The sequence below is a fragment of the Neorhizobium sp. 05N33 genome, assembly GCF_056397445.1.
Genome location: NZ_JBFTNK010000002.1, coordinates 474,564 through 485,395 on the forward strand (window position 1 = coordinate 474,564; position 10,832 = coordinate 485,395).

General features: G+C 62.1%; 7 protein-coding genes. 1 reads left to right on the forward strand and 6 read right to left on the reverse strand.

Annotated features, from left to right (window positions below; translation table 11 throughout):
- Positions 1–48 precede the first annotated feature (48 nt).
- Positions 49–1,113 (reverse strand): tryptophan--tRNA ligase, encoded by a 1,065-nt coding sequence (trpS, locus tag AC1DLT_RS06650; protein WP_038539177.1) that lies wholly within the window; start codon positions 1,111–1,113, stop codon positions 49–51.
- Between the two features lie 88 nt (positions 1,114–1,201).
- Positions 1,202–1,609, reverse strand: coding sequence for a VOC family protein (locus AC1DLT_RS06655; RefSeq protein ID WP_038539173.1), 408 nt, complete (start codon positions 1,607–1,609; stop codon positions 1,202–1,204).
- A gap of 372 nt (positions 1,610–1,981) precedes the next feature.
- Between AC1DLT_RS06655 and AC1DLT_RS06660 the strand changes: the two genes are divergently transcribed.
- Positions 1,982–2,422 (forward strand): peptidoglycan L,D-endopeptidase MepK, encoded by a 441-nt coding sequence (locus AC1DLT_RS06660; protein WP_038539169.1) that lies wholly within the window; start codon positions 1,982–1,984, stop codon positions 2,420–2,422.
- Here the strand turns inward: AC1DLT_RS06660 and murJ are convergent.
- From murJ to mutS, 4 genes are all read right to left on the reverse strand, one after another.
- Positions 2,419–3,987, reverse strand: coding sequence for a murein biosynthesis integral membrane protein MurJ (gene murJ / locus AC1DLT_RS06665; RefSeq protein WP_247136688.1), 1,569 nt, complete (start codon positions 3,985–3,987; stop codon positions 2,419–2,421). The two genes, AC1DLT_RS06660 and murJ, sit on opposite strands and share 4 nt — an antisense overlap.
- A gap of 24 nt (positions 3,988–4,011) precedes the next feature.
- Positions 4,012–6,849: a [protein-PII] uridylyltransferase gene (locus AC1DLT_RS06670; protein ID WP_477486249.1), complete on the reverse strand. Its 2,838-nt coding sequence runs from the start codon at positions 6,847–6,849 to the stop codon at positions 4,012–4,014.
- 112 nt (positions 6,850–6,961) lie between these two features.
- Positions 6,962–7,993 carry a helix-turn-helix domain-containing protein gene (locus AC1DLT_RS06675; protein WP_477486250.1) on the reverse strand — a complete coding sequence of 344 codons (1,032 nt, stop codon included), beginning with the start codon at positions 7,991–7,993 and terminating at the stop codon, positions 6,962–6,964.
- A gap of 161 nt (positions 7,994–8,154) precedes the next feature.
- Entirely contained in the window at positions 8,155–10,803 is a 2,649-nt protein-coding gene (gene mutS, locus AC1DLT_RS06680; RefSeq protein WP_477486491.1) for a DNA mismatch repair protein MutS, read from the reverse strand.
- Between the last annotated feature and the right edge of the window lie 29 nt (positions 10,804–10,832).

Here is a 10,832-nt window from a genome sequence, read left to right on the forward strand (position 1 = left end):
CCGTGGCGGGTATGCAATCTTTGCGTGACTTGAAAGGCGCCGATAATCTCAGCGCAGGAAGCCGACGATGTCGAAGACATCTCCCATGACTTTCTCGGCGCGGGCGCGGGCGCGCTCGCCACCATCCTTGAGGATGGCATCGATATGGGTCGTGTCGTCCATCAGGCGGCGCATTTCCGAGGTGATCGGCGAAAGCACCTGCACGGCGAGATCGGCAAGCGCCGGCTTGAAGACCGAGAACTGCTGGCCGCCGTATTCCGCGAGAACGTCGGCCTTGGTCCTGTCGGCAAGGGCTGCATAGATGCCGACGAGATTGTCGGCTTCCGGGCGGCCCTTGAGGCCTTCGAGCTCGCTCGGCAGGCCTTCCGGATCGGTCTTGGCTTTGCGGATCTTCTTGGCGATCTCTTCCGGATCGTCCATCAGGTTGATGCGCGACAGGTCCGAAGGATCGGATTTCGACATCTTCTTGGTGCCGTCACGCAGCGACATGACGCGCGGCGCCGGCCCGTCGATCAGTGGCTCGACCAGCGGGAAGAAGCCATGGATCGGCTCCTCGCCAACGACCATGTCGACACCGGTGCCGGCGGCGCGGATCTTTTCCTGGAAGTCGATATTGAACTTCTGGGCGATATCGCGGGCAAGCTCCAGGTGCTGCTTCTGGTCGTCGCCGACCGGCACGTGGGTGGCACGGTAGACGAGGATGTCGGCCGCCATCAGGCTCGGATAGGCGAGCAGGCCGAGCGAGGCGTTCTCGCGGTCCTTGCCGGCCTTGTCCTTGAACTGGGTCATGCGGTTCATCCAGCCAATGCGGGCGACGCAATTGAAGACCCAGGCGAGTTCCGCATGCTGCGGCACGGCCGACTGGTTAAAGACAATATGTTTCTTCGGATCGATGCCCGAAGCGATAAAGGCGGCGGCGATCGAGCGGATCTGTCCCCGCAGGTCGTCATGGACGAGCTGCGCGGTGATCGCGTGCAGGTCGACGACGCAATAGATGCAGTCGTTGTTTTCCTGCAGCGCCACGAACTTGCGGATCGCTCCGAGATAGTTGCCGAGATGGAGATTGCCGGTCGGCTGGACGCCGGAAAAGACAAGCGGCTTGAAGGTATTCATATCGTCCTCAATTAGGCTGGTGGAGGGCCCCAGACCCGTAGGGTCATGTTGCTAACGCGCGGGCTTATGCACGGCGAAGCGCGGAGGATCAAGAGGCCGCGGAAACCGCGGGTTCAATCAGATCCCAGGTGTTGCCGTAGGGATCGGCAAACACCGCCACCGAACCGTAAACCTCGTGGCGCGGCTCCTCAAGGAAGCGGACGCCCTTGGCCGTCATGGCGGCATGATCGCGGGCGAAATCGTCGGTATTCAGGAAGAAGCCGACCCGGCCGCCGGTCTGGTTGCCGATTGCCGCCTTCTGCGTGTCGGTGGCGGCCTCAGCCAGCAACAGTGCCGCACCCTCGCCGCCCTTCGGCTTCACCACGACCCAACGCTTGCCCTCCGGCTGCACGCTGTCTTCCAGGCAGTCGAAGCCGAGCACATCGCAATAGAAATCCTTCGCGCGATCGTAATCGTCGACAATCAGGGCCACGAGAAACAGCGATTGGACAGGCATGCGGAAGCTCCGAATTCGAGTGATTAAGCCACCCGCGGGTTGCCGGCCGTGGTGGCTTTGGCGGTGCGAGGAGCTCCATTCAGGAGGCCTCGCGAAACACTACAGCGACAAAAGAGCAGTCCACATATCATTCGAGGTAGGGCCGAGAAACACCTACCTCATTAGGCGTACAACTCCTAAGTCAATACGCCTAATGGGAAAATTTTTCTCCACCCATCTCCGAATAGATTAACGGATGTTAGTCTTTTAGGCAGGCAGAATCCCATTTCTGAGCAAAAGCCTCCTTATTCGCGCCAATTTTGGAAAGGAAATACCCAAGCGTATCACAGTTAACCGGTCATGAACGACACGGTCTGTCCACGGGGGATACCCATGCGCATCATATTTCGCGTCGCGCTTTTCTGCCTTTTGACGCTAGGGCTCAATGTCGCCGCCGAAGCCGGCGAAAATCAGAAACGCAGAAGCACTTCCTTCAAGCACGATTATTCAGCTTTCTTCACCGTGCAGCGGATCAGCGTTCGCACAAGTTGTTTTCCGGAAAAACTGGGGGCCATCCTTGCGCATATCGCGCGCGAGACCGGCCATAAGCCTATGGTCACGTCGGGCCATCGGCCGCATTCCGGCGGGTCTCAGCACAGTCATTGTTATGCGGCCGATATCCGGGTGCCGGGCGTGTCGGAGCGAGCAATCCTCGCAGCCGCAGCCAGCGCACCGGGTATCGGCGGCATCGGCCGCTATTGCAACGGCATCGTGCATGTGGACGTCGGACCGAAACGCCAATGGGCGTATTGCGGCGGGCGGAAACGAGGCTAGGTCTTCGGTTTCCGTTGCACGTTCCGGCGTATCATGCCGATATCGGCGCCACCGATCAGGAAGGCGCAGGCGAAATAGACGGTGATCGCCAGCACAAGCAGGCAGGCAAGTGCCGCGACCTGATGGATCAGCAGCGCATCCGGGGTCAGCCACGACCCGGCATAGCGGAGCGCAAAGATCAGCGCTGCGGACATGATACCTGTCGAGACGAGCAACAGAGCCGTGCGCTTGGCGAGCGCCCATTCCCAGGCGAGATGGCCGCGCCAGACGAGCGTCGAAAACAGCAGCACGGTGTTCGTCCAGCCGGCCGCAGCTTCGGCTGTGGCAATGCCGCGCTCGGCGATCAGCGGGAAAAGCGAAATCGCCAGGCCAGAATTGATGACGACCGAGAGCATGGTGAAACGCATCGGCGTCCTTGTGTCCTCGCGGGCATAAAAACCGGGCTGTAGCGCCTTGATCAGCACGAACCCCGGCAGGCCTATGCCGTAGATCGCGAGGACGGAGGCGACGACCGAGGTGTTTTCGGCGGAGAAGGCGCCGCGCTCATAAAGCACGCGAATGATCGCTTCCGACAGGATCCAGAGCCCGGCCGCAGCCGGAAGGGTCAGGAACAGCACGAATTCGATCGAGCGGTTCTGGGTATTGGCAGCCTCCTTGAGATGCCCGCCCTTCAGGGCACGCGCAAGTTCCGGCAAGAGCACGACGCCGACGGCGACGCCCACCACGCCCAGCGGAAGCTGGTAGATGCGGTCGGCATATTGGAGGGCGGCGATCGCGCCTTCCTTGCCGGAGGCGATCGCCTGGCCGATGATCTGGTTGATCTGGGTGATGCCGCCGGTCACGGCCGCCGGCACAGCAAGCACGAGGAGGCGCTTGACGTTCGGCGTCATCTTCGGCCGGCGGAAGCCGATGTTGATGCCGGCATGGCGCACGCCAGCATAGACCACGGCAAGCTGCAGGAGGCCGGCCGCCAGCACGCTCCAGGAGAGATACCAGGCGATGGTCAGCGGATCCGCATGGATCCAGAGGCCGTAGAACAAGGCACCGATCATCACCACATTCAGGAAAACCGGGGCGATGGCGGCAGCAAAGAAATGATGCAGCGAATTCAGCATGCCACTCAGCATCGCCGTCAGCGACATGCACATCAGATAGGGGAACATCACCGCCGCTAAGCGGATGGTGATGGAGGTCTTTTGGGGATCGTCGGCGAAACCCGGTGCGATGATCCATTCCACCAGCCACGGCATCATCAGTTCCATGACGATTGTGATGATCATCAGAGCCGAGAACAGAACGCCGAAGACTTCTTCCGAAAAACGCTTGGCACCCTCGACGCCGTTCGCCTCGATCTCTTTCGAAAACAGCGGCACGAAGGCAGCGTTGAAGGCGCCCTCGGCAAACAGCCGGCGGAAGAGGTTCGGGAAACGGAAGGCGGCGTAGAAAACGTCGGCCATCGGGCCGGTGCCGAGCGCCGCCGCCATGAAGGTCTCGCGCGCAAAACCGAAAATCCGGCTGCCGAGGGTCGCTCCGCCGACGGTTGCGAATTTCCGGACTAAGCTCATCGGGCGGGACTCATCGGACGAAACTCACACGCTTGCCTTGGACTTGCGCGGCTGCGACGCCTGGTCCGGATTGGGGGCCGGCGCGATCATGCCCATCGGCATGCCGCTCCTCAGTTCATCCTCCTGCTCGGACATCACAGCCTTCAGCCGCGCCGCGATATTACCCTGGCGGTTCTCGTTCACGACCTTCTGGCCGACGAGATCGGTGACATAGAAGGTATCGATGACCTTTTCGCCGAAGGTGGTGATGCGTGCCGAATGGATGTCGAGCGAGAGATCGGCAAGCACGGCGGTGATATCCGCCAGCAGGCCGGTGCGGTCGAGGCATTCCACCTCGATGACCGTGAACTTGTTCGACAGGCCGTTCGAGAGAATGACGGACGGCGGAATGGTGAAGGTCTTGTTGCGCTTGCGGGACTTAGCGCGCGTCGCGATGACTTCCGGCAGGCGCTTCTTGCCCGACAGCACGTCCTCGATCATCCGGCTGATCGTGCCGGCGCGGCGCAACTCGTCCTCGTCCACCGGGAATTCGCGGTTGATCAGAATGGTGTCGAGCGCCCGCCCGTCCGAGGTCGTGAAGATCTGTGCGTCGGCAATGTTGGCGCCCGCCGCGGCGCAAGCGCCGGCGATGATCGACAACAGGCGGGGATGGTCCGGCGCCAGGACGGTGATCTCGGTGATGGCGTGGAAACTGTCCGTCCGCACCATGGTGGCGAGCGCCTGGCCCGCCTTGTCGGTGTCGCGGAGGAACTTCGTGTGACGGACCTGGTCGTCCAGCGAGACCGACAGGAGGTAGGGCTGGTAGTGCAGTTTCGAATAGGTGCGGCGGTCCTTGGCGCTCCAGTCGGCCAGCGCCTTGAAGAGTTCCTCTTCGGCAACCTTGGCACGCTCTTTGCGCGATACCTCGGAGAAACCGCCCGAGAGCAGCAGCTCGGTCTCGTAATAGAGCGTGCGCAGCAGCTGGCCCTTCCAGCCGTTCCAGACACCCGGGCCGACGGCACGGATGTCGCAGATGGTCAGGATCAACAGCAGCTTCAGCCGGTCCATCGACTGTACCTTTTCGGCGAAGTCGGTGATCGTCTTGCGGTCGTGCAGGTCGCGGGTCTGGGCTGTCATCGACATCAGGAGATGCACTTCGATCAGCCAGACCACGAGTTCGGTCTGCTTGGCATTGAGGCCGAGACGCGGGCAAAGCTTGCGGGCGATGCGGGCGCCGGCGATCGAATGATCCTCCTGGCGGCCCTTGGCGACATCGTGCAGCAGCACGGCGACATAAAGCGCCTCGCGCTCTTCCACACTCGGCATCACCTTGTTGGCGAGCGGGTGGATATCGGCGGCCTTGCCCCTGTCGACTTCCGACAGCGCTTCGACGGAGCGGATCAGGTGCTCGTCGACCGTATAATGATGATACATGTTGAACTGCATCATCGCGACGACCTTGCCGAATTCCGGAATGAAGCGGCCGAGCACGCCCGCCTCATTCATCCGACGCAGCATCAGTGCCGGATCACGCCGCGAGGTCAGCATGGAGAGGAAAAGCCGGTTGGCCTCCTCGTCCTCGCGCACCTCGTTGTCGATCAGCGAAAGCGAGCGGGTCATACGCTTCAGGGCATCGGGATGGAGCTCAAGCCCGTTGATATCGGCCACATGGAAAAAGCGGATGATATTGACCGGATCGCGCTTGAAGACATTCGGATCGGCAAGCGTGATGCGACCGCGGTCCACCACGAATTCAACGGTGCCGGGGATCTTGTGAAGACGCTTGGTGAAACGCGAGATGACGCGGTTGGTAAGGCCGGGTGCCGCCTTCGCCTGCTGCTCTTCGAGTGCTGCGCAGAGAATGCGGGTCAGATCGCCGACATTCTTCGACACGAGAAAATAGTGCTTCATGAAGCGTTCGACGGCGGAAAGGCCGGGGCGCGAGTGATAACCGAGGCTCTCGGCAATCTCGCGCTGGATGTCGAACGAAAGACGTTCCTCGGCCTTGCCGGTCAGGAAATGCATCTGGCACCGCACCGCCCAGAGGAAGTCGTCCGCCTTTTCGAACGAGCGGGCTTCTTCGCGCGAGAGAACGCCCAGCTTCACCAGTTCGGTCGTCTCGCGGACGCGGTAGTAATATTTGGCGATCCAGAAGAGCGTGTGGAGGTCCCGCAGGCCGCCCTTGCCTTCCTTGACGTTCGGCTCGACCAGATAACGCGTATCGCCGGCCTTCTCGTGGCGATTGTCGCGCTCGGCAAGTTTGGCGGCAATGAATTCCGGACCGGTATCGGCGACGATTTCGTTGTCGAAACGGCTCTCGAGGTCGTTCACCAGCGCCTCGCGGCCGCAGATGTAGCGGCTTTCGAGAATGGCGGTGCGGATCGTCATATCCGTCTTGGAGAGACGGATGCATTCTTCAACGGTGCGGGTCGCGTGGCCAACCTTGAAGCCCATGTCCCACAGCACGTAGAGCAGGAACTCGACGGCCTTGCGCATGGTCTCGGTATTTCGCGGAGGCAGCAGGAACAGGAGGTCGATGTCCGAACCCGGCGCCAGCGTGTCGCGGCCATAACCGCCGACGGCTGCCACGGCGATATCCGTGCCCTCCGTATAAAGGCCTTCGGCGATCGTCTCGTAAAGAACGCGGATCAGCTGGTCCTGGAGCCAGGAGATGCGGCGGGCGCAATTCAACCCGCTGCCGTCCTTGGAAAGAAGCTGGCGGGCCTTTTCGCGGCCCTCGACGCTTGCCCGGCGCAGGATCGGCAGAAGCGCCGCCCGCAATTCCAGCTGGGGGCGATCCTTGTCCTTGACGATCGCCCTGCAATCGGCCCGAAGACGGGCCACGTCGAGAAGTTCAGAAAAATCGATGTCGTGTCTGGCCATATTATCCTGCCGGTGCCCGGCCTGCGGAGGGAGGCTATAATCTTTTTGAGGCACCTTGACCAACGATTATCATCATTGGACGTTTCAAAGTTGTTGCTTCCCGCTTTGAAGTTCAAGGCCGTGTTTTTATCGCACCGCCGTCTTGTGCGGCCCTTGCCTCGGTTCTCCATTGCTTGGGGCTCATGCCCGTCACGCGGCGGAATTCACGGTTGAAGTTCGATTTCGTCGAAAAGCCGACGTCCAGCATCACTTGGATCACCGTCCGTTCGGTCTCCCGCAAGAAGCGGCAGGCTTCGGCGATACGGCGGTCGTTGACGAATTGCGAGACATTCAACCCGGTCGCGCGATTGATGACGGCAGAGGCCTCGCGGGCGGGAAGCCTTGCCTTGCGGGAAAGCTTGGCAAGGCTCAGATTCTCGCTCTTGTAGAGCTCGCCCTCTTCCAGAGCCGCCTCGATGCGAGATAGCGCGGCCTTATCCTCCTGCGTCGGCTCGATGGAAGGCGAAGCTGCAGCCGGTTTGGCCGACGAAAAATCGGGTGAAAAATAGTAGACGATCACAGCTGCGATCGCCGCCAGATTCATGATCGTGACTGCCAACGGCACATCGCCGGAGCCGTAGATATTAGTGTAGACGGCCAGCGAGGCATCGCTGATGGCGAAAAACAGCATCAGCCCGGCGGTCAACCGGGCGGCGCGCAACGCTGGTCTCATGCGCGGAAGCGATGCTTGCGCCATCACGTCCGCGCCATCCGAGAGCGTCAGGCGCCAGAGTGCGATGCCATAGCCGAAGAAGATCACCAGCAACAATGGATCAACGAGATCGCGGAGGAAACCTACAGCGAGACCCGTCGCCAAGGGCGGCAGGACATGCAGCCAGGGCTGTTCGAGCCGTTCGTCCACCAATGCTCGGAATGCCAGGAAGGCAAGCGGCGGCATGAGCGCGGCGGTTATCGGCTGGATCGGTGCGAGCGCCTTAACGCCGTAGCCAAAATGCAGGCCGACGATCACACCCTGCAGGGCATAGAGGATGAGGAAGGCGAAGAAGTAACGACGCGAGCCAGACGTTTCGACGCCCTTAAGACTGCGGTAGAGGGTCAGCGCGAAAACAAGGCCGGCAAGGAATGGCAGGGGAACAGACAGCACGTGGAGCCCCGGTAAAAGCGGCCTGAATCATGAGCTGAAGGCATTAACATGTTCCGGGCCGAAATGGCCATGCGGATCGAGGGTTCCCAAAAGGCGATCCGGCACGATCCCTCACCGGTGGATAACGCAGGATCGCGCACCTTCAGATCGCTGTCGAAACGTCAGGCCTTGAGCTGCTTCTTCAGCGCGTAGAGCGCCTCCAAGGCCTCGCGGGGCGTCATGTCGTCCGGGTTGATGGCCTTCAGTGCATCCTCGACCTTGGAAGACCCGGCCCGCTTGGCTTCTTCGCGGCGGACGGCGACCTGGAAGAGCGGCAGGTCGTCGATCAGCTGGCTCGCGGGGTTCTTGCGGTCGGAATCCTCGAGCTTGGTCAGCACGTCGCGGGCACGGGCGACCACCGAGTCGGGCAGGCCTGCAAGCCGTGCGACCTGGATGCCGTAGGAGCGATCGGCAGCACCGGGGCCGACTTCGTGCAGGAAGATCACCTCGCCATCCCATTCCTTCACCCGCATCGTGGCGTTCGAAAGCCGGTTCAGCTTCTCCGAAAGCACGGTCAGCTCATGGAAGTGGGTGGCGAAGAGGCCGCGGCATCTGTTTGCCTCGTGCAGGTGCTCGACCGCCGCCCAGGCGATCGACAGGCCGTCGAAGGTCGCCGTGCCACGGCCGATCTCATCGAGGATGACCAGCGAACGATCGCTCGCCTGGTTGAGGATGGCGGCGGTCTCGACCATCTCGACCATGAAGGTGGAACGTCCCCGGGCCAGATCGTCCGAAGCGCCGACGCGCGAAAAAAGCCGGTCGACGATGCCGACATGGGCGGAGGCCGCCGGCACGAAGGACCCCATCTGGGCGAGAATGGCGATCAGCGCGTTCTGGCGCAGGAAGGTCGACTTACCGCCCATATTCGGGCCGGTGAGCAGCCAGAGCGCACCGAACTCACCGCCATTATGCGGCGAGAGATCGCAATCATTGGCGATGAACGGGCCGACCGATTGTTTGCGTAGCGCCTGTTCGACCACGGGGTGGCGACCACCTTCGATCGCGAACATGCGCGAGGCATCCACTGTCGGACGGCGATAGCTCCATTCGTCGGCGAGCATGGCAAGGCCCGCCGCGACGTCGATCACCGCCAGCGCCCGAGCGCCGGCCTTGATCGTCTCCGCCTCCGAGGTCACGGCTGCGACCATGCTGTCGAAGGCTTCGAGCTCTATCGTCAGCGCCTTGTCGGCGGCATTGGCGATGCGGCTTTCGAGATCGGCAAGTTCCGTCGTCGTGAAGCGCATGGCGCTCGCCATGGTCTGGCGGTGGATGAACCGCGCCTTGCCTTCAGGCGTATCGGTCATCGTCCCGGAATTGCCGGCGGTCACCTCGATGAAATAACCGAGCACGTTGTTGTGCTTGATCTTCAGCGACTTGATGCCGGTTTCCTCGGCATATTGGAGCTGGAGCGCGGCAATCACCCGCCGCGACTGGTCGCGCAACGCCCGCACCTCGTCGAGGTCCGAATGGGCGCCATCGGCGAGGAACCCACCGTCGCGCTTCAGAAGCGGCAGTTCCCGCGCCAGCATGTTGCCGAGCATGGATTCCAGATGAAGCGGCAAAGCCTTCAGGTCGTCGAGCGCCTGCCCCAGTTCCTCGGGCAGCATGGCCCTGTCGAGAAAGCCCGCGACACCGCGGGCCGCTTCCAGCCCCTGCAGGATACTGCCGAGATCACGCGGGCCGCCGCGGTCGAGCACCAGGCGCGACAGGGCGCGCGGCATATCCGGCACGTGCTTCAACCCGGAACGCAGCTCGCTGCAGAGTGAGGGCTCTTCCAGCAGGAAAGAGATGGAATCGAGACGCCGGTTGATGCGGTCGGGATCCGTCAGCGGCGACATCAGCCGTTCAGCGAGCAGGCGAGCCCCGCCGCCGGTCACCGTACGGTCGATCGCCTTCAGGAGCGTGCCTTCACGCTCGCCCGACAAGGTCTTGGTCAGTTCCAGGTTGCCGCGGGTCGCCGGGTCGATGAACAGCGTAGAGGCGCCGCTTTCGCGCTCGGGGCGCCCGAGCGGCGGACGTTCGGCGATCTGGGTCTTTTCCACATAAGCGACGGCTGCCGCGGCGGCGGCGAGTTCGGCGCGCGAAAAATTGCCAAACCCGTCGAGCGTGCCGACACCGAAATAACGGGTGATGCGGCCCTCGGCGCTGGCGCTGTCGAAGAGCACGGACGGCTGGGGCACCGCGACCTTGCCGAGCACGTCGAAGACGGGTTTCAGTTCGGCATCATGAAACATCGTGTCCGGCAGGATCAGTTCGCGTGGATCGATGCGCAGGATATCGGCGAGCAGCCGGGACTGATCGGTCTCCGCCAGCCGAAAGACGCCGGTCGAGATATCGATCCAGGCAAGCGCCAGAAGCGGTTCGGCGGCTCCCTTGATGCGGGCGAGCGCCATCAGGTAATTCGACTCGAACGGTGAGAGGAGCTTTTCCTCGGTAATCGTGCCCGGCGTCACCAGCCGCACGACGTCACGCTTCACCACCGATTTCGAGCCGCGTTTCTTGGCCTCCGCCGGGTCTTCCACCTGTTCGCAGACTGCGACGCGGAAACCGAGCGAGATCAGCTTCTGCAGATAGTCGTCGGCGGCATGCACCGGCACGCCGCACATCGGGATTTCGCGGCCGAGATGCTGGCCGCGCTTGGTGAGCGTGATGCCGAGCGCGCGAGACGCATCGACCGCATCCTCGAAGAAGAGCTCATAGAAATCGCCCATGCGGTAGAAGAGCAGCGAACCCTGATTGTTCGCCTTGATCTCGATATATTGCTCCATCATCGGCGTTGCCGAGGCGCGGCTTTCCTCCG